Annotated in this window: 22 protein-coding genes; 14 read left to right on the top strand and 8 right to left on the bottom strand. The window is 54.5% G+C overall.

What is annotated here, in order from left to right; all coding sequences use genetic code 11:
- The first annotated feature begins 1 nt into the window (after position 1).
- Positions 2-907 carry a LysR family transcriptional regulator gene (locus ACWKXX_RS09750; protein WP_023296658.1) on the top strand — a complete coding sequence of 302 codons (906 nt, stop codon included), beginning with the start codon at positions 2-4 and terminating at the stop codon, positions 905-907.
- A gap of 23 nt (positions 908-930) precedes the next feature.
- Here the strand turns inward: ACWKXX_RS09750 and ACWKXX_RS09745 are convergent, their stop codons facing one another.
- Both ACWKXX_RS09745 and ACWKXX_RS09740 read right to left on the bottom strand, forming a co-directional pair.
- Positions 931-1,359, bottom strand: a complete 429-nt coding sequence (locus ACWKXX_RS09745) for an OsmC family protein (RefSeq protein WP_003857069.1) — start codon at positions 1,357-1,359, stop codon at positions 931-933.
- A 69-nt stretch (positions 1,360-1,428) separates the two neighbouring features.
- A complete protein-coding gene (locus tag ACWKXX_RS09740; protein ID WP_023303768.1) occupies positions 1,429-2,316 on the bottom strand; it encodes a LysR family transcriptional regulator in 888 nt (295 codons plus the stop codon).
- Positions 2,317-2,427: 111 nt separating this feature from the next.
- Here ACWKXX_RS09740 and ACWKXX_RS09735 point away from each other — a divergent pair, with 111 nt between their 5' ends.
- The 7 genes from ACWKXX_RS09735 to adhP all read left to right on the top strand — a co-directional run bounded on the left by ACWKXX_RS09735 (position 2,428) and on the right by adhP (position 9,575).
- Positions 2,428-3,279 (top strand): Vmh family MBL fold metallo-hydrolase, encoded by an 852-nt coding sequence (locus ACWKXX_RS09735; protein WP_023303769.1) that lies wholly within the window; start codon positions 2,428-2,430, stop codon positions 3,277-3,279.
- Between the two features lie 51 nt (positions 3,280-3,330).
- The gene (locus ACWKXX_RS09730; RefSeq protein ID WP_017693390.1) at positions 3,331-3,852 is read left to right on the top strand and encodes a VOC family protein; all 522 of its coding nucleotides are present in this window, start codon (positions 3,331-3,333) and stop codon (positions 3,850-3,852) included.
- 141 nt (positions 3,853-3,993) lie between these two features.
- Positions 3,994-4,209, top strand: a complete 216-nt coding sequence (gene bdm / locus ACWKXX_RS09725; protein WP_454540807.1) for a biofilm-dependent modulation protein — start codon at positions 3,994-3,996, stop codon at positions 4,207-4,209.
- A 95-nt stretch (positions 4,210-4,304) separates the two neighbouring features.
- Positions 4,305-4,442 (top strand): stationary-phase-induced ribosome-associated protein, encoded by a 138-nt coding sequence (gene sra, locus ACWKXX_RS09720; RefSeq protein ID WP_000841561.1) that lies wholly within the window; start codon positions 4,305-4,307, stop codon positions 4,440-4,442.
- Positions 4,443-4,618: 176 nt separating this feature from the next.
- On the top strand, positions 4,619-6,316 hold the full coding sequence (locus ACWKXX_RS09715; protein WP_006810704.1) for an NAD-dependent malic enzyme: 1,698 nt from the start codon (positions 4,619-4,621) through the stop codon (positions 6,314-6,316).
- 342 nt (positions 6,317-6,658) lie between these two features.
- The gene (locus tag ACWKXX_RS09710; protein WP_023296662.1) at positions 6,659-8,368 is read left to right on the top strand and encodes an ABC-F family ATP-binding cassette domain-containing protein; all 1,710 of its coding nucleotides are present in this window, start codon (positions 6,659-6,661) and stop codon (positions 8,366-8,368) included.
- Between the two features lie 196 nt (positions 8,369-8,564).
- On the top strand, positions 8,565-9,575 hold the full coding sequence (gene adhP, locus ACWKXX_RS09705) for an alcohol dehydrogenase AdhP (protein ID WP_261666223.1): 1,011 nt from the start codon (positions 8,565-8,567) through the stop codon (positions 9,573-9,575).
- A 39-nt stretch (positions 9,576-9,614) separates the two neighbouring features.
- On the opposite strand, the gene ACWKXX_RS09700 is transcribed toward adhP, so the two are convergent.
- A complete protein-coding gene (locus ACWKXX_RS09700; RefSeq protein WP_261666222.1) occupies positions 9,615-10,124 on the bottom strand; it encodes an RrF2 family transcriptional regulator in 510 nt (169 codons plus the stop codon).
- A 130-nt stretch (positions 10,125-10,254) separates the two neighbouring features.
- Between ACWKXX_RS09700 and ACWKXX_RS09695 the strand changes: the two genes are divergently transcribed.
- Positions 10,255-11,457, top strand: coding sequence for an NAD(P)/FAD-dependent oxidoreductase (locus tag ACWKXX_RS09695; RefSeq protein ID WP_017382309.1), 1,203 nt, complete (start codon positions 10,255-10,257; stop codon positions 11,455-11,457).
- A gap of 39 nt (positions 11,458-11,496) precedes the next feature.
- Here ACWKXX_RS09695 and araJ read toward each other — a convergent pair whose 3' ends face one another.
- The gene (araJ, locus tag ACWKXX_RS09690; RefSeq protein WP_032669846.1) at positions 11,497-12,672 is read right to left on the bottom strand and encodes an MFS transporter AraJ; all 1,176 of its coding nucleotides are present in this window, start codon (positions 12,670-12,672) and stop codon (positions 11,497-11,499) included.
- A gap of 161 nt (positions 12,673-12,833) precedes the next feature.
- On the opposite strand from araJ, the gene ppk2 reads away from it, so the two are divergent.
- The 3 genes from ppk2 to ACWKXX_RS09675 all read left to right on the top strand — a co-directional run bounded on the left by ppk2 (position 12,834) and on the right by ACWKXX_RS09675 (position 14,265).
- Positions 12,834-13,619, top strand: coding sequence for a polyphosphate kinase 2 (gene ppk2, locus ACWKXX_RS09685; protein WP_261666221.1), 786 nt, complete (start codon positions 12,834-12,836; stop codon positions 13,617-13,619).
- Positions 13,620-13,753: 134 nt separating this feature from the next.
- Positions 13,754-13,942: a hypothetical protein gene (locus ACWKXX_RS09680; RefSeq protein ID WP_164084130.1), complete on the top strand. Its 189-nt coding sequence runs from the start codon at positions 13,754-13,756 to the stop codon at positions 13,940-13,942.
- Positions 13,942-14,265, top strand: coding sequence for a CcdB family protein (locus ACWKXX_RS09675; RefSeq protein WP_017382305.1), 324 nt, complete (start codon positions 13,942-13,944; stop codon positions 14,263-14,265). Before ACWKXX_RS09680 ends, ACWKXX_RS09675 begins: the two co-directional genes overlap by 1 nt.
- Before the next feature lie 51 nt (positions 14,266-14,316).
- On the opposite strand, the gene fdnI is transcribed toward ACWKXX_RS09675, so the two are convergent.
- From fdnI to fdnG, 3 genes are read right to left on the bottom strand one after another with little or no spacing between them, the layout of a single operon-like run.
- Positions 14,317-14,973: a formate dehydrogenase-N subunit gamma gene (fdnI, locus tag ACWKXX_RS09670; RefSeq protein WP_015570477.1), complete on the bottom strand. Its 657-nt coding sequence runs from the start codon at positions 14,971-14,973 to the stop codon at positions 14,317-14,319.
- The gene (gene fdxH, locus ACWKXX_RS09665) at positions 14,966-15,850 is read right to left on the bottom strand and encodes a formate dehydrogenase subunit beta (RefSeq protein ID WP_017382304.1); all 885 of its coding nucleotides are present in this window, start codon (positions 15,848-15,850) and stop codon (positions 14,966-14,968) included. The genes fdnI and fdxH overlap by 8 nt, the downstream gene beginning before the upstream one ends.
- 11 nt (positions 15,851-15,861) lie before the next feature.
- Positions 15,862-18,909 (bottom strand): formate dehydrogenase-N subunit alpha, encoded by a 3,048-nt coding sequence (gene fdnG / locus ACWKXX_RS09660; RefSeq protein WP_252051051.1) that lies wholly within the window; start codon positions 18,907-18,909, stop codon positions 15,862-15,864.
- A gap of 220 nt (positions 18,910-19,129) precedes the next feature.
- Here fdnG and yddG point away from each other — a divergent pair, with 220 nt between their 5' ends.
- Both yddG and ompC read left to right on the top strand, forming a co-directional pair.
- Positions 19,130-20,008, top strand: a complete 879-nt coding sequence (gene yddG / locus ACWKXX_RS09655; RefSeq protein ID WP_032102980.1) for an aromatic amino acid DMT transporter YddG — start codon at positions 19,130-19,132, stop codon at positions 20,006-20,008.
- A gap of 626 nt (positions 20,009-20,634) precedes the next feature.
- Positions 20,635-21,708: a porin OmpC gene (gene ompC / locus ACWKXX_RS09650; RefSeq protein WP_017382300.1), complete on the top strand. Its 1,074-nt coding sequence runs from the start codon at positions 20,635-20,637 to the stop codon at positions 21,706-21,708.
- A gap of 45 nt (positions 21,709-21,753) precedes the next feature.
- On the opposite strand, the gene ACWKXX_RS09645 is transcribed toward ompC, so the two are convergent.
- Positions 21,754-23,244, bottom strand: coding sequence for an MFS transporter (locus ACWKXX_RS09645; protein ID WP_063945886.1), 1,491 nt, complete (start codon positions 23,242-23,244; stop codon positions 21,754-21,756).
- Positions 23,245-23,351 lie beyond the last annotated feature (107 nt).

Genomic DNA, 23,351 nt, shown 5'->3' with positions numbered 1-23,351 from the left:
TGTGGATCAGCTAATGGCAATGCGCGCCTTTACGCGGGTGGTTGAATCCGGAAGCTTTACCCGAGCGGCAGACTCCCTGAACATGCCGATAGCTACGCTGAGTAAGCTGGTAAAATCACTTGAAGCGCACCTGGAAACACGGCTGCTGCATCGTACTACGCGCCGGGTGGTCACGACGGCAGAAGGCATGGAATACTACGAGAAAGCGCTGCGGGTATTAATCGATATAGAGGACATTGATACCGCCTTTCGCGCATCGTGCTGCACGCCTAAAGGCCATTTGCGTATCGACGTGGGGGGGTCAACCGCCCGGGACGTGTTGATCCCCCTGCTGCCGGATTTTTTTCAGCGCTACCCGGACCTGCGCATCAACCTGGGGGTAGCCGACCGTCCGGTAGACTTAATCAGTGGAAACGTAGACTGCGTGATCCGCGGCGGCCCGCTGGATGACTCTTCGCTTATCGCCCGGCATATCGGTGACGCCCGGATGATAGCCTGCGCGACGCCGGGCTATCTTAAGACTCACGGCATCCCTGCCTATCCGCAGGAGCTGCGCAACGGCCATAAGCTGATTAGCTACCTTTCCCCCGTTACCGGACGCGCATTCCCGTTTCGGTTCCTCGATCGGGGTGAACCGCTGGAGATCAGCGTTCCGCACCATCTTGGAGTCAATGAAAGCAACGCACACCTGGCCGCGGCGCTGGCGGGTTTAGGGATTATTCAGACGTTTGGCTATGCTGCGAGAACGCATCTGGAAACGGGCGCGCTGGTAGAGGTCCTGAGCGACTGGCGTCCTAAGGCGTATCCTTTTCACGTAGTCTATCCACAGAGTCGGCATTTAACACATCGCCTGAGAGTGTTTATTGCGTGGCTTGCCGAGGTCTTCCCTGCGGCGGTGAAAGGTTAGCCGGGCATTTGCCCGGCCAGATATCAGTTCAGTTTGTAATCCAGCGTGATTTCGGCTTTCAACAGCTGCGACACCGGACAACCCGCCTTCGCTTTCTGAATAATGCCGTCAAACTGCTGCGGATCGATACCCGGGACCGTCACCTTGCTTTGCAGCGCCACTTTGCTGATGGCAAAACCACTGTCGGTTTTATCCAGCGAGACATCCGCCGTGGTATCGATGGAATCGGCGGTATAACCCGCTTCGCCCAACATTAGCGACAGGGCCATAGAGAAACAGGCCGCGTGCGCTGCGCCAATCAGCTCTTCCGGGTTGGTCCCTTTTTCGCCCTCGAAGCGGGTGTTAAAGCCGTAAGGTTGCTGGTTAAGGACGCCACTTTCTGTTGAGACCGTCCCTTTGCCGCGTTTGATGTCGCCAGACCAGTGTGCTGAACCGTGCTTATGAATCGTCATTCTTGCTCTCCTTTTGGCTTACAAAGGGATAAGTATAGGACGCATAATCCATTTTGCAGGGAAGACAGATTAGTCCGAGCGCGTGGCAAGGTGGTTTGCCAGCGCGTCGAGGAACACACGCTGCGCCGCAGGCTGATAGTCTCGCGACTGATAAATACCAAAAATACCGATTGGTTTTGGCGTAAAGGCGCTGAGCACCGGCACCAGGCTGCCCTGCCGTAGCGCCGCGTCAGCCTCGCGCTCGGGCAGCATGGCAATACCACAGTGGTTTATCGCCGCCTCCATCAGCAGTGACGAGATGCTGGCGCTGAGATTGCCGCTGACCGCTGTCGTGATCGGCTCCCCTTCGGGCGTCAAAAAACGCCACGACTGACCGGCAAAAAAGCTGTAATGCAGGCAGTTGTGCCGGGCTAAATCCTCCAGCTGCTCTGGAACGCCCCGGCTGGCAAGGTAGTGCGGCGAAGCGCAAAGTACGGACCGACACTCTCCCAGTCGGCGGGCGATCATGCCCGGTTCGGGGTTATCGGTGATGCGGATCGCCACGTCAATTCGCTCGCCCACCAGGCTTACCGGATGGTTATTAACATCCAGCTCAATGCGCAGCTGAGGGTAACGCTGCAACAGATCGGGCAGCACCGGAGCGATAATCTGCATCGCGGTGAAATGCGCGCAGGCGACGCGAAGCGTGCCTGAGGGTAAATCCTTCACTGACTGATCTTCAATTTCCTGAGAAATTTGCGAGAGCGTACGCGTCTTTTGCAGGACCTTCTCTCCCGCCGCCGTCAGCGTCAGCTTGCGGGTGGAGCGGTTCACCAGCCGCGCCCCGGCCCACTTCTCCATCTGCTCCAGATAACGGCTCACCATCGGACGGGAGATCCCCAGCGCCCGCGCCGCCGCGCTTAAACTCCCCAGCTCACAGATGCGGTTGTACACCTGGGCGGCAATAACGCGATCCATTTTGACCTCCATTTGCTCGATTTATGAAACTAAGCATCTCCTGTTTCAGGAATTCTGGCAAATGAAGAGATCCGTACAATAGAGACTTTCCTGAAGAACAGAGAGATGACCATGACCATCGCCCGCCTTGCTTTGCTGACAACCCTTTTCACTCCGGCCGTCTTTGCCGCGCCGTTGACCGTTGATACGTACAACCCGCAGGAAAAAGGCATTTTTGCCGTTTCTTCCACCCTGGTGTCTGGCCCGAAAGAGGCGGTACTGTTTGACGCCCAGTTCAGCGTGAAAGATGGCGAAGCGCTGGTAGAAAAAATTCGCCACAGCGGTAAAACGCTGAACAAAATCGTGATCACTTCCGGCGATCCGGATTTCTATTTCGGCCTGCAACCGCTGGTGAAAGCCTTCCCTAATGCCAAAGTTGTCGCCACGCAACAGGTGGTGGACCATATCAAGGCCACAAAAGACGCGAAGCTCGCCTTCTGGGGGCCACAGATGAAAGACGGCGCGCCGACGCAGCTCTACGTGCCGCAAGTGCTTGCCTCAACCACCTTTATGATTGACGGTGAGAGAGTGAATATTGAAGAGCCTGAGAGCTATGCGGCGTATGTCTGGATCCCATCCGCAAAAACCATCCTCGGCGGCACGGGCGTCTCATGGGGCATTCACGTCTGGACGGCAGATACCCAAACGCCGGAAAACCGCAAACAGTGGCAGCAGACGCTGGATAGCATGGCAGCCCTTAAGCCCGAACACGTTATTCCGGGCCACTACCTGGGGACACCGCCAGCAGGTACCGGCGCTATCGACTTTACCCGTCGCTATCTACAGCAGTTTGAACAGGCCCTCACGGCAGATAAAGCGTCAACCGGCGTCATCAACACAATGAAAAAACAGTGGCCGAATCTGGCGGAAGCCAGTTCGCTGGAACTGAGTGCCAAAGTGAATACCGGCGAAATGAAGTGGTAATAGCCTGATTATCTCCTGCTATATTTAAATTTTTTATAGCAGGAGTTAACTATGCCATCTTCAGTAAGGGGCATCGACCATATCGGTATTACGGTGCCCGACATTGAAAAAGCCACCCTATTTTTTGAACGCGCTTTCGACGCCCAGGTTTTATATCATTCTGTCGATGCGCAAACCGATAATATTGATCAGCCCGCCCAGCAGCACACCTTAAAATTATTTCCCGGCACAAAAATTCACGCCATTCGCATGCTCGTCATGCCCCACGGACCCGGCATAGAACTTTTCGAAATGCATGGCCCTGAACAGGGAATGCCCGCCCGCGCCAGCGACTTTGGCCTCCAGCATTTTGCTGTTTATGTTGATGATTTTGATAAGGCGATAGCCGCTTTCACCGCTGCTGGCGGGGAGATGTTTACCGCGCCAAAGCCGCTCACGTTTCCGGATGAGCAAGGTGAAGGTAATGCTTTCTGCTATGGGCAAACCCCCTGGGGCAGCATTGTAGAGTTGATTTCCTGGCCAACGCCCATGCCTTATGAAAAAACGACAAATTTACGCCGCTGGAAACCCTGAATTTTATTTCTGTGCTACGGGAGATGATATTTTTATTTCCAGGACGAATCTGAACCACAACGGCGAAAATATTTGCCAATCTGAATGCGAATTACGATTTTGCACGCCGTAACATTAAACAGACAACGACACGGAGGCAGCATGTTTACTTATTACCCGGCACATACCACAGCAGCACAACCCGAACTCGTTAACGCGATTGCGCAGGGTCTCCAGGTGGAGCACGGTGTTGTTACCGAAGATGACATTTTGATGGAACTGACCAGGTGGGTGGAAGCCACAGACAATGACATCCTCAGTGACATCTACCAGCAAACCATCAACTATGTGGTCAGCGGGCAAAATGCACCTTTGTAAAAACCTGCTAAGCTGGATCTGCAACCTAAGGGGTTACATTTCGTTTGCGTGAGCAAACTTGTCCTTAAAACTATCAACGGGATTGAGGAGTTAATATGAAATCGAACCGTCAGGCACGCCACATTCTGGGACTGAACTACAAGCTCTCTAACCAGCGCAAAGTGGTTATTGAAGAGGGGAGCGAAACGCAAGTGACCCACGCCACCGGCAGGAAACGTCAGGCAGGCAAGTAAGTTCCAGTACGAAATCCACAACACCATCGGTTACCCCGGTGGTGTTTTTGTTTATGTGTTGCGGTAATTAATATTTAGCTCCTTTATAATACCGCCCGACCGCACCCCGTAGCACAGGCCAGAAAGATGACAAACAGCAGTGTCAGGGACGGATCTTCTTAAAAAGAGTGAGTGACATGGACAACAAACTGAAAAAACATCGTTCCCTTTATATTCCTTACGCCGGTCCGGTTTTACTGGAGTTTCCCCTTCTGAACAAAGGCAGCGCCTTTAGCATGGAAGAGCGCAGCAGCTTTAACCTGCTGGGTCTGCTGCCTGAAGTGGTTGAAACCATTGAAGAACAGGCGGAACGCGCCTGGATCCAGTATCAGGGCTTTAAAACCGAAATCGATAAGCACATCTACCTGCGTAATATCCAGGACACGAACGAAACCCTCTTCTACCGCCTGGTGCAGAACCATCTCGAAGAGATGATGCCCGTCATTTACACCCCAACCGTCGGCGCGGCGTGTGAACGCTTCTCAGAGATCTACCGACGTTCCCGCGGCGTGTTCATCTCCTATCAGAACCGTCACAACATGGACGACATTCTGCAAAACGTGCCTAATCACAACATCAAGGTGATCGTGGTAACCGATGGCGAACGTATTCTGGGCCTTGGCGACCAGGGCATTGGCGGGATGGGGATCCCCATCGGTAAGCTCTCGCTGTATACCGCCTGCGGCGGGATCAGTCCGGCCTACACCCTGCCGGTGGTGCTGGACGTAGGGACCAACAACCAACAGCTGTTGAACGATCCGCTGTACATGGGCTGGCGTCACCCGCGCATTACCGACGACGAGTACTATCAGTTTGTTGATGATTTCATCCAGGCCGTGAAGCACCGCTGGCCGGACGTGCTGTTGCAGTTCGAAGACTTCGCACAGAAAAACGCCATGCCGCTGCTGAACCGCTACCGCGATGAGATCTGCTCGTTCAACGATGACATTCAGGGCACTGCGGCAGTGACCGTGGGGACGCTGATTGCCGCGAGCCGTGCGGCAGGCAGCCAGCTCAGCTATCAGAAAATTGTCTTCCTGGGTGCAGGCTCCGCAGGCTGCGGCATCGCCGAGCAAATTATTGCCCAGACCCAGCGCGAAGGCTTAAGCGAAGAGCTGGCTCGCTCCCGCGTCTTTATGGTGGACCGTTTTGGCCTGCTGACCGACGGTATGCCAAACCTGCTCCCGTTCCAGACCAAACTGGTGCAGAAGCGTGAAAACCTGAAAAACTGGGATACGGATAACGAAGTGCTCTCGCTTCTTGACGTGGTGCGCAACGTGAAGCCGGACATTCTGATCGGCGTATCCGGGCAGACCGGCCTCTTCACGGAAGAGATTATTCGCGAGATGCACAAGCACTGCGAACGCCCTATCGTGATGCCGCTGTCTAACCCGACTTCACGCGTGGAGGCAACGCCGCAGGATATCATCGCCTGGACAGAAGGTAAGGCACTGGTCGCGACCGGCAGCCCGTTTGATCCGGTGCTGTGGAAGGACAAACTCTATCCCATCGCACAGTGCAATAACTCCTATATCTTCCCGGGTATTGGTCTGGGGGTTATCGCCTCCGGCGCGTCACGCATCACCGACGAAATGCTGATGTCCGCGAGCGAAACGCTGGCAGGTCACTCACCGCTGGTGAATAACGGTGAAGGCCTGGTACTGCCGGAGCTGAAAGACATTCATAAAGTGTCCCGCGCAATTGCCTTCGCGGTAGGCAAAATGGCGCAGCAGCAAGGCGTCGCGGTGAAAACCTCTGCCGATGCGTTGCAGCAGGCGATTGACGATAACTTCTGGATGCCGGAATACCGTAGCTATCGTCGTACTTCTATTTAAGCATTGCCCCTCACCCAGCCCTCTCCTCAAAGGGGAGAGGGCTGGGTGAGGGGAATATACGGCACCTCCCACTAGCCAAACCCATTTTCCCCCGCTACACTCCCTTCATCCATTAACCTACTGAATATATAAGGAGGCCAATTATGCTGTACTGTGAAATTTTCAATGTTTCACATACATTTGGTGATCGCACCAGCTCAAGCGTTATCGGTATCGTGCTGCGATAACTTCTGCTTGAGCGAAGACACCAACCCCTGAAATCCCTTCTCTCGGGCTTACTGAGTTATCGTCAGCGATGTTTGACGAGGCATAAACATGCCTGTAACTCCTGGGTAAGCAACAATGAGCACTTTACTCACTGCACATTCTTTACGCGTTGATACAGCGTTCGGCACGCTCTTCGACTCTCTCTCCTTTACGTTGAAAAAAGGCGATCGCATCGGCCTGCTGGGTGATAACGGCTGCGGAAAAAGTACGCTGCTGAAAATCCTCGACGGGACGCAGTCCCCTGCTGCCGGAACCGTTTCACTGGCGGGGCATTGCCTGCTGGCGCGCGTGGAACAACATCTGCCGGAGACTCTTGATCCCCTGACCATGCTGGATGCGGTGCTGGCGCAGCTGCCGATCGGTGAGCGCGACAGTTTGCGCTGGAAAGCCGAGTCGCTGCTGGCCGGAATGGGCTTCACGACGCAGGAAACGGCGTTAACCTCCGCCACGCTGAGCGGCGGCCAGCATACGCGGTTGCTGCTGGCACGAGCGTTGATAAGCGATCCGGATCTGCTGCTTCTGGACGAACCGAGCAACCACCTTGACCTGCCGACCCTGCTGTGGCTGGAGCAGTTTCTACAAAACTGGTCCGGCAGCTTTGTGCTGGTCTCACACGACAGGCAACTGCTGGACGCGGTAACCAACGGCAGCTGGATCCTGCGCGATAAAACGCTGCACGCCTTTGCCCTTCCCTGCACTGCCGCCCGTCTGGCGCTCGACGCAAAAGACGAAAGCGATGCGTTGCGCCATAAGGCAGAGCAAAAAGAGATCGACCGCGTCACGGCCAGCGCACGGCGTCTCGCGAACTGGGGCAAGGTCTATGACAACGAAGATCTCTCCCGTAAGGCTAAGCAGATGGAAAAACAGGTCGAACGCCTGAAAGAGACCCAGACGGAACTGACGGCGGGAAGCCCGTGGACCTTAACCCTGCGCGGGGACGCGCTTCGGGCCGACCGCCTGCTGGAAATGACTCACCTCGGCGTCCCCCCGGCGCCGGGTCTGCCAGACCTGTTTACTCTCGACAGCGCGCGGCTGAAGAGCGGCGATCGCGTGGCGATTGTGGGTCGTAACGGCTGCGGAAAATCGTCGCTGCTGAAGCTTATCTGGCGACATTTTCGCGACGAGATCGCGGACGAGCGGCTTAAGCGTCATCCGCGCGTCTCACCCGGCTACTACGACCAGACGCTGCACCAGTTGCCAGACGATGCGGCGCTGCTTGATGCGCTGGAGCCTTTCGCGCCAGATCCGCAGACCCGTAAAATGGCGCTCATCAGTGCCGGGTTCCCGTGGGCGCGTCACGGGCAAAAAGTCAGTACGCTGAGCGGCGGGGAACGTTCGCGCCTGCTGTTCGTCGGCCTGACGCTTGCCCGTTATAGCCTGCTGATGCTGGATGAACCGACCAATCATCTGGACATGGAAGGCAAAGAGGCGCTGGCGGAAACGCTGCAACAGTTTGAAGGCGGAGTGCTGCTGGTGAGCCACGATCGTCAGTTAATTAGCCAGAGCTGTAACCGCTTCTGGCTGATTGAGGACGGCAGGCTGAGCGAATGGCACGATGCGGAGGCGGTGTTTGAGCGTCTGCGTGAGGACACCGGTCCGGTTGTACCTGAAGCGTCGAAGGCCGCATCGAAGGCACCCTCTTCAGCGTCTGACGATCTGCTCGAACGCCTGGTTGCCCTGGAAACGCTGCTGGAAGAGGATTTGGCGCGTAAGCCAAAACACCAAAAACCGCAGTTACAGGCGCAATGGCGAAAAGAGATTAAGGTCATAGAAGCGCAACTGTAAATCTGAGCCCGGCGGTGGCGTCGCCGGGCCAGTGTTTTTCACCCCAATTTATGAGGGGTACAGCCTTTTCTTAATCCGAAAATGCATCAAATAATGACATTATGTTGCGGTTGCCTTGCATTACAGCGCCAAAGTATTAATCCTTAATGGGTAATCAGACCTGCTATGCAGATACTCATCATGAAAGGAGAAACACATGAAGGCTGCTGTTGTCACTCAGGATCATCAGGTTAATGTCACAGAAAAAACCTTACGCGCGCTCAAACATGGTGAAGCGCTGCTGAAGATGGAGTGCTGTGGCGTTTGCCATACCGATCTCCATGTTAAGAATGGCGATTTTGGCGACAAAATCGGGGTGATCCTCGGCCATGAAGGGATTGGTATCGTCAAAGAGATTGGTCCTGGCGTCACGTCGCTAAAAGTAGGCGATCGTGCAAGCGTGGCGTGGTTCTTCGAAGGCTGTGGCCACTGCGAATATTGTAATACCGGCAACGAAACGCTGTGCCGTGACGTGAAAAACGCGGGTTACTCCGTTGACGGCGGCATGGCGGAAGAGTGCATCGTAACCGCGGATTACGCGGTTAAAGTTCCGGACGGACTGGACTCTGCGGCGGCCAGCAGCATCACCTGCGCCGGGGTCACCACCTACAAAGCGGTAAAAGTCTCTGACATCAAACCCGGCCAGTGGATTGCGATCTATGGCCTGGGCGGTCTGGGCAACCTCGCGCTGCAATACGCCAAAAATGTCTTCAATGCGAAGGTTATCGCCATTGACGTGAATGACGAGCAGCTGAAGCTCGCTGCCAGCATGGGCGCAGACTTAACCGTGAACTCCCGCAGTGAAGATGCGGCAAAAGTGATTCAGGAGAAAACCGGCGGTGCACATGCGGCGGTGGTGACGGCGGTAGCGAAAGCGGCCTTCAACTCTGCCGTTGACGCAGTACGCGCCGGTGGCCGCGTGGTGGCTGTTGGCCTGCCGCCGGAAGCGATGAGCCTGGATATTCCACGTCTGGTCCTGGATGGGATTCAGGTAGTGGGTTCCCTGGTGGGTACCCGTCAGGATCTGCTCGAAGCCTTCCAGTTTGCGGCTGAAGGTAAGGTGAAACCGAAAGTTACAATGCGCCCACTGGAAGATATCAACGCCATCTTCAAAGAGATGGAACAGGGCCAGATCCGTGGCCGTATGGTGATTGATTTACGTTCTTAACCGCGGTGGCCGGGTAGCGGCTTTGCCCTGCCCGGCTTTTCACGTGGACGAACGGCGATCGGAAATCCATTCCTGAACCTCGATCTGGAACGTGTCCGGCGCTTTTCGATACATCTTCCGCGCAAGATCCAGGATGGTATGACGTCCTAACTCCTCTTCCATCCGCTGCTGCGCACTGTCCATGACCGAGCGCACCCCACACGGGCCGTTACAGACCCAGGCAGGTGGCGTTTCATCAAACACCGCCAGGCGCTGACGCACTTCCCGACACTCAAACATATTCTTCTCGCCGTCAATGGCATGCGCCACTTCCAGCACGCTGATCAGCTCTGCCGGACGCGCCAGCCGGAAGCCTCCCCCTTTGCCTTCGGTGCTGATGACCAGCCCCGCGCGTGATAAACGGGTGAAGATTTTTCCAAGATAGTCGTACGGCACGCCCTGCAAGGCCGCCATCTCCCGGACGCTCATCTCACGTTCATTGCCTTTTGCATCCACCATACACATCAGGCTATGAATGCCATATTCCACACCAGAACTGTAAAACGCCATGGCTCACTCCGGGTCATTGTTCGCTGCATTATAACGATTTTTAACTCAGAAAGAAGTTGTCGCAGTTAACTCCGACAAGTATAGTGGCAGTTATGTCAGACATACAGCCTGACGCACTAAAGGATCGAGTATGAAAAAGCAGATTTTAATTGTGGGTAGTGGGTTTTCCGGTATGTGGGCTGCGGTCAGCGCCGCGCGCCTTTCTGCTCTGGCGGGTAACAATAGCCTCAGCATTGCCGTGCTGGCCCCTGTTGCGGAGCTACGCGTTCGCCCACGCTTTTATGAAGAGAACGTGTCGACGATGGTCGCGCCGCTGACCGAACTGTTTGCTGAGCTGGGTATCGCCTTTATTGCGGGCGAAGCACAACGTATTGATACCTCGTCTAAAACCGTTTTGTATCGCGATTCAAACGGCGCGATTGCTGACGTCGCCTGGGAACGTCTGATCCTCGCAACCGGTAGCCAGACTAAACGTCCTCCTGTTGCCGGTCTGGCTGAATACGCCTTTGATATCGACCAACTCGACTCCGCCAGATTATTCGAGCAGCATCTTGATTCGCTGGTTTCGCGCCCCTCCACCCCGGAGCGTAATACCGTGGTCGTGTGTGGCGGCGGCTTTACCGGCATCGAACTGGCAACGGAACTCCCTGCCCGACTCCGTACTCGCTTCGGCGCTGATACAAAGACTAAAGTAATCGTAGTTGAAAGAGGTGCAACCATCGGCGGGCGTTATAGCGAGGCGCTGCGTAACACAATTGAAGAAGCAAGCAACGCGCTCGGCGTTGAATGGCGTTTAAACAGTGAAATTGAAGCCATCGATGCCAGCGGCGTAACGCTGAAAAACGGAGAGCGGATTGCCAGCGCCACTGTAGTGTGGACGGCAGGGGTAGAAGCTAACCTCCTCAGCCTGCAAATTGACGGGGAACGCGATACTCAGGGACGGCTGATCGTCAACGACACGTTGCAGGTTCCTGCGCATCCTGAGGTTTACGCGACGGGTGATATGGCGCACGCCAAAACGGACGATGCGGGCAACACGGCGCTGATGACCTGCCAGCACGCGATCCAGCTGGGGAAATTCGCCGGACACAACGCGGCGGCCAGCCTGTTAAATCTGGAGCCGTACCCTTACCGTCAGGTGAACTACGTCACCTGTCTGGATTTAGGTGGCTGGGGCGCGGTATACACCGAGGGCTGGGAACAGCGCGTTAAATCCGTGCGCGAGGAAGGCAAAAAGATCAAAGTCGCCATCACCAACGAACTGATTTACCCGCCAGCAGCAGACAAAGCGGTCGCTTTTGCCGCCGCTGACCCGCTGGCGAAATTCGTTTAGTCCCCTCCTGCGCCCGCGACCAGCGGGCAAAGTGTGCAATCAGGCCAGCGCACCTGCGTTGGCCTGACGCTTTTTGGCACATAAATAACCATACATCAGCAGAGAGGTCATCGCAGAGAAGGATAAAATCGCGGCCGGCAGCGTGACATAGCTCCAGCTAAAGCCGAGCGTAATCATCAATCCACCGAAATACGCGCCAATTGCGCTGCCGAGGTTAAACGCCATTTGCCCGCCTGCGGCCCCCAGCATCTCGCCGCCTTTCGCATTTTGCAGCAGCAGAATTTGCAGCGGCGCAGAGAGCGCAAACAGCCCGGCGCAGCAGACAAATCCCATGACCAGTGAAGCTGTTTTAAGCTCGCCAAAGGCAAACAACGCCAGCAGCGAAGCCACAATCACCAGGTCGGTGGTGGCAGCAATGCGCAGCGGGCTAAAGCGTGACGACAGCTTGCCGCTGAAGACATTTCCCAGCACCATGCCCAGCCCCATCAGCATCATGATCGCGGTCATGACGCCCTCAGAAAAGCCTGACACGTTGACCATAAACGGCTTCACGAAGCTAAACCAGGCAAACACCCCGGCATTGCCAAACATCGTAGCGGCAAAAATCAGCCACGGTTCCGGTTTCTTCAGGAAGTGGAATTGTTCTGCCAGCCGGGTGGTTGTCGTGTCGTGAATGTCAGGCACCCACAGCAGAACAGACAGGATCACCAGCGCGTCAAAGACCGCAATCAAAAAGAAGGTGTAACGCCAGTTAAATTCATGTCCCAGCCACGTCCCGAGCGGCACGCCAAGCAGGTTGGCAACGGTCATCCCGGCAATCATCCCGGCCACAGCGACCGTCACTTTACCCGGCGGCGCGATTTTTGACAGGATTATCGCCCCCACTCCGAAAATCGCGCCATGCGGAAAACCAGAGATTAAGCGCCCCGCCGCCAGCCCTACATAGGAGTCAGAGAAGGTAAAGAGTGTGTTACCGACGACGCACATCGCCACCAGAAACAGCAGCGTTGTTTTCAGCGAAAATTTGCTGGAGAACAGCGCCACAATCGGCGCGCCGATCACCACGCCAAAAGCGTAAAACGAAATCATATTTCCGGCGGAGGGAATCGAAATGCCCGTATCATGAGCCAGCTCGGTCAGCACGCCCATAATGCCAAACTCAGCCATCCCCAGGCCAAAGGTACCCAGTGCTAACGAAAAAATTGTCTTTTTCATACCGCGACCACTGTTAAAAAATATGCAGCGTGCATTATTGATTAAACTTGTATGGTGAACCAGTTCAAATCAGATTTCTGACACATTAATCCATTCATTCAGGCCGATTACACTCTTAGTACGGCCTCGATCCCACGACCGGATACAAAGGGAGACCCACCATGGTCAGTAAGAAGAAAACCCATGTTGTTGATGATGTCGTTAAAAACGCGCCGCTCAAAACCAAAGCGTACGAGCAAGAGCTTCGCCGCCTCCATGTTGAACTGGTTAAGCTCCAGCAATGGGTAGTCGCCAAAGGGTTAAAGGTCTGTATTGTTTTTGAAGGGCGAGACGGCGCCGGTAAAGGCGGCGTCATCAAAGCCATCACCGAACGCGTCAGCCCTCGGGTGTTTCGCGTTGTTGCGTTACCGGCCCCCACCGATAAAGAGAAAAGTCAGCTCTATTTTCAGCGTTACGTTCCCCATCTGCCCTCTGCCGGGGAAATCGTTATTTTTGACCGCAGCTGGTACAACCGCGCGGGCGTGGAAAGAGTCATGGGTTTCTGTACCGAAGAGCAGGCCGAAAAATTTCTTGATGGAACGCCGGTAATGGAAAAAGCGATGGTCGATGCCGGGATCATTTTGTTGAAATACTGGCTTGAAGTAACGCCAAAAGAGCAGGAGCGACGCCTGCGCGATCGCATTAATGATGGTCGCAAGATCTGGAAGCTGTCTCCAATGGATATTAAATCTTTCAATCTGTGGGATGAATATACCCTCGCCCGCGACGCGATGTTTAAAGCGACCGACACCGCCTGGGCGCCGTGGTTTGTGGCGCGCTCAGAAGATAAAAAAAGGGTGCGGCTGAATATTATTTCGCATCTGCTTTCCCAGATCCCCTATAAAGAAATTCACGTAGACAAGGTGGATTTACCGAAACGCAAGATCGGCAAAGTGAAGCCTACATAATATCCCTTCCGGTATATTGCAGAGCAATTTTGATATTACTGGAAGACGGCTCGCATAATGTTGATTACCAGGGGAAACAGTATTGTTTTTTGTTGGCTGCGGTTGATAATGACCGCACCAACAAAGGAGAAAACATGAAATCGAACCGCACAGAAAGATGTGTTACAACAAAGCCTTTTACGGGGAAAAAGCCTCGCCCACTCTCTACAACAGCAGAGCACAAGCGACAGCATCAACAGGATCAGGGATTTATTAAAGCGATGAATGAATTAACGGCCAAAGCAGGGCTATTATCGGATGACCCTCATTTTGGAGGGCTTTGATGTGTTTTCAGTTTGACGTTTATCGCAACCCATCAGACAGAACGCGTGAATATCAGCCCTATTTTATGATTATTCAGCACGATTTTTATGACGACTTATCAACGAGACTTATTGTACCGTTAAGCTATCACAATCATTTAAGAGGACATTCAAACGCTGCAACGCCACTGGTGAACATTGAATTCCAGACATATTTCCTTAATACAGCCAACATCACACACGTGGAGACAAAGAAACTTAATAATAAGAATTATGTATGTAATCTGCGCAGTGCAAGAAGTAGTGTTCTTGCAGGAATTGATGCGTTAATTACCAATACGTAGCTCAGAGCCGCGCAAGTGCAGCGCCGCCGGACAATGCCGACGGCGCGAGGTTTACTTCAACCCTTCCGAACTCTCTTTTTGCGCTTCAAGACGCTCGACGTCCCGATACCAGCGCGGATGGTGTTTTTGCGCCCAGCGGCGGCTCACCTTCCCTTCAATCATGCCTTTAATCGATCCTTTCACCCAGAAGGCCATATACATATGGATCAGGATGGCGTGGATCAGAATAATGGCCGAGGTCGCGTGGATCAGCAGTGCGTAGCGCACCACCTGGATCGGGAAATATTGGGCAAAATACGGACGCCAGATAATCACTCCGGTCACCAGCAGCACGAAAATCATACTCATGATGGTCCAGAACATCATCTTCTGCCCGGCGTTGTATTTGCCCACCTTCGCGACTTTATGCTCGTTGCCTTTCAGAACCTCAACAATCCCTTTAATCCAGGGAATATCCTGCTTGTCAGGGATGTTGTGATGAACGAAACGCACGAACATAAACATCAGCACCACGAAAATCAGCACGCCGAAGAACGGATGCAGAATGCGCCCCATCTGCGGTGTCCCGAAGGTTTCCGTGAGCCACTGTAGCGTCGGGAAGAAGAACGATATGCCGGATACCGCCACCAGGAAGAAGCAGATGACCACCGTCCAGTGACAGGCGCGATCGACAAATTTTGTGCGCACTATCATTTTCGACTTACTCATGATGCTCCTCCTCGTCGTCATCCACCTCTTTATTCGGCCCGATACCGATGTAGTGATAAATCAGCCCGGCAAAGGTGGCGATAAAGCCCGCCGCTGAGAGCGGCTTAAGCGCCCCTTTCCAGAGGTTGATCGAGGTATCGATCGCCGGATCTTTCGGCAGATTGTGATACAGCTCCGGCTGGTCATTGTGGTGCAGAACATACATGACGTGCGTACCGCCCACGCCCTGCGGGTTATAAATCCCGGCCTTGTCATAGCCGCGCGCTTTGAGCTTATCCACCCGCTGCTGCGCCACTTCCAGCATCTCTTTTTTGGTGCCGAAGTGGATCGCCCCGGTAGGACAGGTCTTCACGCAGGCAGGCTCCTGGCCGACGCTGACGCGATCGACGCACAGCGTGCATTTATAGACCCGGTTATCCTCATTATTGAGGCGCGGGATATTAAACGGACAACCTGCAATACAGTAACCGCAGCCGATGCAGTTATCCTGCTGGAAGTCGACGATCCCGTTGGCGTACTGAATGATTGCCCCGGCAGACGGGCATGCCTTCAGGCAGCCCGGATCTTCACAGTGCATACAGCCGTCTTTACGGATCAGCCACTCCAGCTTGCCATTCTGGTCGGTTTCGCTAAAGCGCATCACCGTCCAGGACTTGGCGCTCAGATCAGCAGGATTGTCATAGACACCAACGCAGTGCCCCACCTCGTCGCGAATATCGTTCCACTCCGAGCAGGCCACCTGGCAGGCCTTACAGCCCACGCAGGAGGAGACATCGATCAGCTTGGCGACTTCTGCCTTGTAATCCCGCGCACGAGGCGCGGGCGTTATCGGGTTGGTCGCGGAGCGTTTAATAATGTCTTGTGTTTCCATCGCCATTTAATCGCTCCTTACGCTTTCTCGATGTTGACCAGAAACGCTTTATACTCCGGCGTTTGCGAGTTTGAATCGCCGACGTTTGGCGTCAGGGTATTGGCGATGTAGCCTTTCTGCGCTACACCTTCAAAGCCCCAGTGCAGCGGTATACCGACGGTTTCCACCTGCTGGCCATGCACGTTCAGCGTTTGCAGACGACGGGTGACCACCGCCACCGCGCGAATAAAGCCGCGCTTGCTGCTGACCTTCACGCGATCGCCGTTGGCAATGCCTTTCGCCTTCGCCAGGGTTTCGCTTATCTCCACAAACTGTTCCGGCTGCGCGATGGCGTTAAGCCGCGCGTGCTTGGTCCAGGTATGGAAATGCTCGGTCAGGCGGTAGGTGGTGCCGACATACGGGAACTTGTCCTTTTTACCTAAACGCAGCACGTCGTCTTCATAGATGCGTACCACCGGACTGGAGACCACATTCGGGTGCAGCGGGTTAGTGCCGAGCGGCGTTTCCATCGGCTCGTAGTGTTCCGGGAACGGCCCTTCCGCCAGTTTGTCGATAGCAAACAGACGTCCCAGCCCTTCCGGCTGCATGATAAACGGCCCGGTGTTGCTGCCCGGCGCGGCGGTGTTGAAGTCCGGGATATCGTTCCCCGTCCACTTCGTGCCGTTCCACTCGATCAGCATGCGTTTCGGATCCCACGGCTTACCGTTCACGTCTGCGGAGGCACGGTTGTACAGTACGCGGCGGTTTAACGGCCACGCCCATGCCCAGCCCAGGGTATTGCCCAGGCCTGACGGATCGGCGTTATCGCGATTGGCCATCTGGTTACCCTGCTCCGTCCAGCTGCCGGTGTAGATCCAGCAGGAAGAGGCCGTGGTACCGTCGTCACGCAACAGCGCGAAGCTATTGAGCAGCTGTCCTTTCTTCGCCACCAGATTACCGTTGGCATCGTACAGGTCGGCCAGCGCCACGCCGTTGTTCTCTTTTGCCACCTCTTCGGACTCAGGATGATCCGGCTGCTTGTAGTTCCAGCTCATCTTCAGCAGCGGCTCAGCGCCTTTGCCGCCTTCGGCGCGGTACATCTCGCGCAGACGATGGTAAATCCCGGCCAGAATTTCGCCGTCATTACGCGCTTCGCCGGGCGCATCCTGACCTTTCCAGTGCCACTGTAGCCAGCGGCCAGAGTTGGCAATTGAACCGTCCTCTTCCGCAAAGCAGGTCGACGGCAGGCGGAACACCTCGGTCTGAATCGCTGCCGGATCGACATCGTTTGATTCACCGTGGTTCTGCCAGAACGTAGACGTTTCGGTGACCAGCGGATCGATAACCACCATGTACTTCAGCTTGCTCAGGCTGCGAACGACTTTGTTTTTATCCGGGAATGACGCTACCGGGTTAAAGCCCTGGCAGATGTAACCCGTGACGTCGCCCTTATCCATCATGTTGAAATACTTGATGACATCGTAAGCCTGGTCCCATTTCGGCAACCACTCAAAGCCCCAGTCATTCTCTTTCTGCGCCGCGTCGCCGTAGAACGATTTCATCAGACTGACGGCAAACTTCGGATAGTTACTCCAGTAGTTCACCTGGTCCGGACGCGTCGCTTTTGGCGTGTTGGCGTCAAGCCAGCTTTGCCAGTCGGTCTGCTTCTCGGACGGCAGGGTCAGGTAACCCGGCAGGCTGGTCGACAGCAGGCCGAGGTCGGTTAAGCCCTGAATGTTAGAGTGCCCGCGCAGGGCGTTCACGCCGCCACCGGCCATCCCCATGTTGCCGAGCAGCAGCTGGATCATCGCCATGGTACGGATGTTCTGCGCGCCCACGGTATGCTGCGTCCAGCCCAGCGCGTACAGGAATGTAGTGGTTCTGTCGGCGGCACTGGTGGAAGCCAGCACTTCACATACTTTCAGGAAGTCCGCTTTCGGCGTACCGCAGATGTTTTCCACCACGTCCGGCGTATAGCGGGAAACGTGCTGTTTCAGCAAGTTCCACACGCAGCGCGGATCGCTCAGGGTCTCATCGCGTTTCGCGTAGCCGTTTTCGTCGAACTGATAGTTCCAGGACGATTTATCGTACTGACGTTTCCCGGCGTCATAGCCGCTGAAGAGGCCATCTTCGAAGGCGAAATCTTCCCTTACCAGCAGGCCGGCATTGGTGTAATGCTTAACGTATTCCGCGTTAATTTTGTTATTTTCGATCAGGTACAACAGCACGCCGGACAGGAACGTGATGTCCGTACCGGAGCGGATCGGCGCATAGATATCAGCCACCGATGCCGTACGCGTAAAGCGTGGATCGACGACAATCAGCGTCGCATCGTTGTTGTTTTTCGCTTCCATCGCCCAGCGGAATCCCACCGGATGGGCTTCAGCGGCGTTACCGCCCATTACCACCACGACGTTAGCGTTTTTGATATCAACCCAGTGGTTGGTCATCGCACCGCGACCAAATGTTGGAGCAAGACTTGCTACCGTTGGTCCGTGTCAGACGCGCGCCTGGTTATCAACCGCCAGCATGCCGAGGGAGCGCACAAATTTTTGCGTCAGCATGCCGGTCTCATTACTTGCCGCAGAGGCACACAGCATCCCGGTGGAGGTCCAGCGGTTTACCGTGATGCCCTGCTCGTTCTTCTCAATAAAGTTGGCGTCGCGATCCGCTTTCATCAGTTTTGCAATTCGGGAGAAGGCTTCGTCCCAGGAGATACGCTGCCAATTGTCAGAGCCCGGCGCACGATATTCCGGGTAGCGCAGACGGTTTTCACTGTGGACGTAGTCCAGCAGCCCCGCCCCTTTCGGGCAAAGCGCCCCGCGGCTCACCGGATGGTCCGGGTCCCCTTCAATATGATAAATCGCTTCTTTGGCGTTCTTTGCGCCATCACCCAGGCTATACATTAATAGCCCACAACCCACGGAGCAGTATGTGCAGGTGTTACGGATCTCTTTCGCGCGCAGCAGTTTATAGTTGCGTGCCTGAGCCAGCGCCATTTTGGGAGCGAATCCCAGCATTGCGGCTGTTGTTCCGGCCATACCGCCCGCGCAGATTTTAAAAAATTGTCTGCGGCTGACGTCCATTGCTGTCCTCGTTATCTGATAAGACTTCGCGCCGCAAACTAACAGCAAAGCCCCTGTTTTTTTTGCGTCAAATCAAGGTCGCCAGACTTCGCCCCCTTAATAGTCACTGCCGGTACGATTTGCTAATCCTTTTGGGTTAACAGGCTCTTTGAAAATTCGCCAGGTGAAGCAAATAGATGCTATAAGTTTTCCCTTTGATTTTTAGAAGACTGGCAGGGTAATGGACAGAAAAAGAGCAACGCTGACAGGCCTGGCGGCCATATTGTTGTGGAGCACCATGGTGGGTCTCATCCGCAGCGTCAGTGAAGGACTGGGCCCGGTGGGCGGCGCGGCGATGATTTACACCGTCAGCGGGCTGTTGTGTCTGGTGACGGTGGGTTTTCCCGATCTTCGGCGTTTTTCCACGCGCTATCTCATTGCGGGCAGCATCCTGTTTGTCAGCTATGAGATGTGCCTGGCCCTGTCGCTAGGATATGCCGCGACGCGTTCACAGGCGATTGAAGTCGGTATGGTCAATTATCTGTGGCCAAGCCTGACGATTGCGTTCGCGATTTTGTTCAACGGGCAAAAAACCACCCTGTGGGTGATCCCTGGGCTTCTCATCTCGCTGTTGGGGGTGTGCTGGGTTTTAGGTGGCGAAAACGGTCTGCAACTGAATGACATCATGCAGAACGTCGTTTCCAGTCCGCTAAGTTATGGGCTGGCGTTTGCTGGCGCTTTTATCTGGGCCGCCTACTGCACCGTCACCAGCAAGTATGCCAAAGGGCAAAATGGCATTACCCTTTTCGTCCTGCTGACCGCCCTGAGCCTGTGGGTCAAATATGCCGTCAGCGATCAGCCTGAAATGGTGTTCAGCGTCCCGGTTGTGGTGAAGCTATTGATGTGTGGGGTTGCGCTTGGCTTTGGCTACGCCGCCTGGAATATCGGTATTCTTCACGGTAACGTCACGGTGCTTGCGGCTGTCTCTTATTTCACGCCAGTTCTTTCCGCCGCACTGGCGGCTATTCTGCTGAGTTCTCCGCTTTCACTCTCATTCTGGCAAGGGGCATTGATGGTGTGCGCCGGATCGTTACTGTGCTGGTATGCCACCCGCAAATAGCATTTTTATTTTTGCCGGGTACCGAATATGCCCGGCAAAATATTAACAATATTTTAATATGTGATCACACCCTCGAATATAATTCGTAACATTAGAGAGTAATTAAATTTCTGTATAGAGTGCTGTCAAAAAGCCAGAGTTGTTGTGGAAATTGACATAAACTGACAACGCAGGTAATTAATTCAGCGCAAATATTCCCGCGCTATATAGCACTAAGTGCAATAGTTTATTTCTGAATATTTCTCTTAAAAAACAGGTTCTGGTTTCCCGAGAAGTTTATAATCAACTGTTTTAAAAAAGGTTATCCTGCCACATGCTTTGACATTCCCTGCCAAACCCTTTTAATCCCACCAAAAAACTAAAACGTCCGACAACTATTTACAGCCATATTATCTTGATTGGTTAATAATCACTTTATGTCTATATATTAACCTGATTGGCCGATTTAAGGGCAATTTATCCGATCAGGATCACACTAATTGAAATTATCTTTAATATTTTGAAACTTATTATTGAAAGCAGTCTACGGAATTTTAAAAATAGTCTGCCATTGACGATAAGCCTCGTTTAAAAATCGCTCAGGTGGCTTAGGAAATACCTAAATAAAATTATAAGGATTATTTAAGATGAAACTTAAATTAGTTGCAGTGGCAGTGACTTCCATGTTGGCAGCTGGCGTTGTTAACGCGGCTGAAGTTTTTAACAAAGACGGTAACAAACTGGATCTGTACGGCAAAGTTACTGGTCTGCACTATTTTTCTGATGATGCTGGTAGCGACGGCGACAAAACGTATGTTCGTCTGGGCTTCAAAGGTGAAACTCAGATCAACGATCAGCTGACCGGATACGGTCAGTGGGAATATGAGTTCAAGGGCAATCGCTCTGAAGCTCAAGGTTCCGACGGCAACAAAACCCGTCTGGCGTACGCTGGTCTGAAATTCGATGAATTCGGTTCCTTCGACTACGGTCGTAACTACGGTGTGGCTTATGACATCGGCGCGTGGACTGACGTTCTGCCAGAGTTCGGTGGCGATACCTGGACGCAGACTGACGGCTTCATGACCGGCCGTACCACTGGCGTTGCAACCTACCGTAACACCGACTTCTTTGGTCTGGTTGACGGCCTGAACGTGGCTGCTCAGTACCAGGGTAAAAACGACCGTGACGATATCACCGAATCCAACGGTGACGGCTGGGGTCTGTCTTCTACCTATGAATTCGACGGCTTCGGTGTGGGTGCGACCTACGCGAAATCTGACCGTACCGACCGTCAGGTTCGTGCTGCAAGCAACCTGAACGCCGGTGGCGAAAACGCAGAAGTCTGGGCTGCTGGCCTGAAGTACGATGCGAACAACATCTACCTGGCAACCACCTACTCTGAAACCCGCAACATGACGGCGTTCGGTAACGGTCACGTTGCCAACAAAGCGCAGAACTTCGAAGTTGTGGCTCAGTACCAGTTCGACTTCGGTCTGCGTCCGTCCATCGCTTACCTGAAATCCAAAGGTAAAGACATCGGTTCTTATGGCGACCAGGACCTGGTTGAATACGTTGACGTTGGCGCGAGCTACTACTTCAACAAAAACATGTCCACCTATGTTGATTACAAAATCAACCTCGTGGATGACAGCCAGTTCACCAAAGATGCCAAAGTGGCTACCGACAACATCGTAGCTGTAGGTCTGACCTACCAGTTCTAAGATCTGTTAGTTCAAAAGGCCAGCCCTCGCGGCTGGCCTTTTTTATTACTGCTGCCCTCCGACCTTCGCCAGACTAAACCAGATCCCGACCGCCAGAATCAGCAGCATGCCTCCCGCACTGCCCAGGGCCACGCTGTGCGAGGTGATGAACGCGGTTTTCGCCGCCGTCATCACCGGCTCGGCCAGCGACGGCGTCAGCTCCTGCGCCACCTTCATCGCTTCACCGATGGACGACGAGGCTTTATCGGTCAGCGACGCGCTCAGCCCCTGCGGCAGTACAATAGACGCCGAAAAGCTGCGGGTTAACAGCAGACCGAAAATGGCGATACCCAGACCAGCACCCAGCTCGTAGGACATGGTTTCGATCGCGCCTGCGGCGGCCGCTTTCTCTTTCGGCGCGGCAGCCATGATCGCTGACGTCGATGCCAGCAGTGCGCTGGCGGCACTGAAACCCAACAGCACCATCAGGCTCCACGCCTGCCACTGTTGGGTGCTGAAATCGAGCGTCGACAGGCCGATAAAACTGACCGCGCTAAGCCCCATGCCTCCGGCCGCGACAATGCGCAGCCCCAGACGCCCGACCAGCACGCCCGCGATCGGCCCGCTAAATCCGCTCGCCACCATCACCGGCAGCATAAATATCCCTGCTTCAAACGGCGTAAAACCATGCACGAACTGCAACTCCTGCGCCATCAGCAGTTCAAAGCCCACCAGCGCAATCATGGCGGTCATCGCCATGACCACGCCGCTTAAAATAATGCGATGGCAAAACAGGCGCATGTCGATCATCGGCACGCGCGCGCGTAGCTGGATACGGACGAAGATAAACAGCATTACCGCTCCGGTAAGCAGCGTACAGGCCACCATCCACGGCGACAGCACCCCTTTCAGGGCGGTTTTGGCGCTATAGACCAGCAGTAAAATCGCCACAATCAGCATAATGGCATGGCTCATATTGAGCGGCTGCTCGGGCCGCCCCTGCTGAGCAGGCACCAGGCGCGCAGCAAGCGAAACCACGATCAGCACGATCGGCACGTTAATCAGGAACACCGACCCCCAGTAAAAGTGCTCCAGCAGCATGCCGCCAATCAGCGGGCCAAACGCCGCGCCGCCCGACCCAACGGCAGCCCAGACGCCGAGGGCGATATTACGGTGCCGCACGTCAATAAACAGGGTGCGGATCCCTGCAAGCGTAGCCGGAATGATCATCGCCGCGCCAATCGCCAGCGACGCGCGGGCGGCAATCAGCCAGCCCGCGGACGGCGCAAAAGCCGCCGCTAACGATGACAGGCCAAACAGCACGCTGCCGATCATCAGCAGGCGCTTAAAACCTATGCGATCGCCCAGCGCGCCCATCGGCAGCACCATTCCCGCCATCACCAGCGAGTAAATATCAATAATCCACAGCAATTCGTTGCCGCTGGCACCCAGCGTCATGCTCAATGTTGGCGCCGCCACGTGCAGCACCGTCGCGTCAATCGCCACCGGGATATACACCAGCACGATAATCACTAACGCTAACCACTGACGAAACATAAATTTCCTTTTCAGTTAAAAACTGGACGCATGTCCAGAATGCGATCCTACGTAAAGTTGAACACTTGTCCAGCTCTTTGTTACACTCGTTTCGTTGCCATTGAGAG

The organism is Enterobacter sp. UPMP2061 (genome assembly GCF_053709615.1).
Note: the sequence above shows the minus strand (reverse complement) of the source record. Positions and strands in the feature narration are given on the sequence as shown.

Coding starts and splice junctions, on each gene's coding strand:
- ACWKXX_RS09745 (WP_003857069.1), bottom strand. CDS start 1,359: ATGACGATTCATAAGCACGGTTCAGCACACTGGTCTGGCGACATCAAA.
- ACWKXX_RS09740 (WP_023303768.1), bottom strand. CDS start 2,316: ATGGATCGCGTTATTGCCGCCCAGGTGTACAACCGCATCTGTGAGCTG.
- ACWKXX_RS09735 (WP_023303769.1), top strand. CDS start 2,428: ATGACCATCGCCCGCCTTGCTTTGCTGACAACCCTTTTCACTCCGGCC.
- ACWKXX_RS09730 (WP_017693390.1), top strand. CDS start 3,331: ATGCCATCTTCAGTAAGGGGCATCGACCATATCGGTATTACGGTGCCC.
- bdm (WP_454540807.1), top strand. CDS start 3,994: ATGTTTACTTATTACCCGGCACATACCACAGCAGCACAACCCGAACTC.
- sra (WP_000841561.1), top strand. CDS start 4,305: ATGAAATCGAACCGTCAGGCACGCCACATTCTGGGACTGAACTACAAG.
- ACWKXX_RS09715 (WP_006810704.1), top strand. CDS start 4,619: ATGGACAACAAACTGAAAAAACATCGTTCCCTTTATATTCCTTACGCC.
- ACWKXX_RS09710 (WP_023296662.1), top strand. CDS start 6,659: ATGAGCACTTTACTCACTGCACATTCTTTACGCGTTGATACAGCGTTC.
- adhP (WP_261666223.1), top strand. CDS start 8,565: ATGAAGGCTGCTGTTGTCACTCAGGATCATCAGGTTAATGTCACAGAA.
- ACWKXX_RS09700 (WP_261666222.1), bottom strand. CDS start 10,124: ATGGCGTTTTACAGTTCTGGTGTGGAATATGGCATTCATAGCCTGATG.
- ACWKXX_RS09695 (WP_017382309.1), top strand. CDS start 10,255: ATGAAAAAGCAGATTTTAATTGTGGGTAGTGGGTTTTCCGGTATGTGG.
- araJ (WP_032669846.1), bottom strand. CDS start 12,672: ATGAAAAAGACAATTTTTTCGTTAGCACTGGGTACCTTTGGCCTGGGG.
- ppk2 (WP_261666221.1), top strand. CDS start 12,834: ATGGTCAGTAAGAAGAAAACCCATGTTGTTGATGATGTCGTTAAAAAC.
- ACWKXX_RS09680 (WP_164084130.1), top strand. CDS start 13,754: ATGAAATCGAACCGCACAGAAAGATGTGTTACAACAAAGCCTTTTACG.
- ACWKXX_RS09675 (WP_017382305.1), top strand. CDS start 13,942: ATGTGTTTTCAGTTTGACGTTTATCGCAACCCATCAGACAGAACGCGT.
- fdnI (WP_015570477.1), bottom strand. CDS start 14,973: ATGAGTAAGTCGAAAATGATAGTGCGCACAAAATTTGTCGATCGCGCC.
- fdxH (WP_017382304.1), bottom strand. CDS start 15,850: ATGGCGATGGAAACACAAGACATTATTAAACGCTCCGCGACCAACCCG.
- yddG (WP_032102980.1), top strand. CDS start 19,130: ATGGACAGAAAAAGAGCAACGCTGACAGGCCTGGCGGCCATATTGTTG.
- ompC (WP_017382300.1), top strand. CDS start 20,635: ATGAAACTTAAATTAGTTGCAGTGGCAGTGACTTCCATGTTGGCAGCT.
- ACWKXX_RS09645 (WP_063945886.1), bottom strand. CDS start 23,244: ATGTTTCGTCAGTGGTTAGCGTTAGTGATTATCGTGCTGGTGTATATC.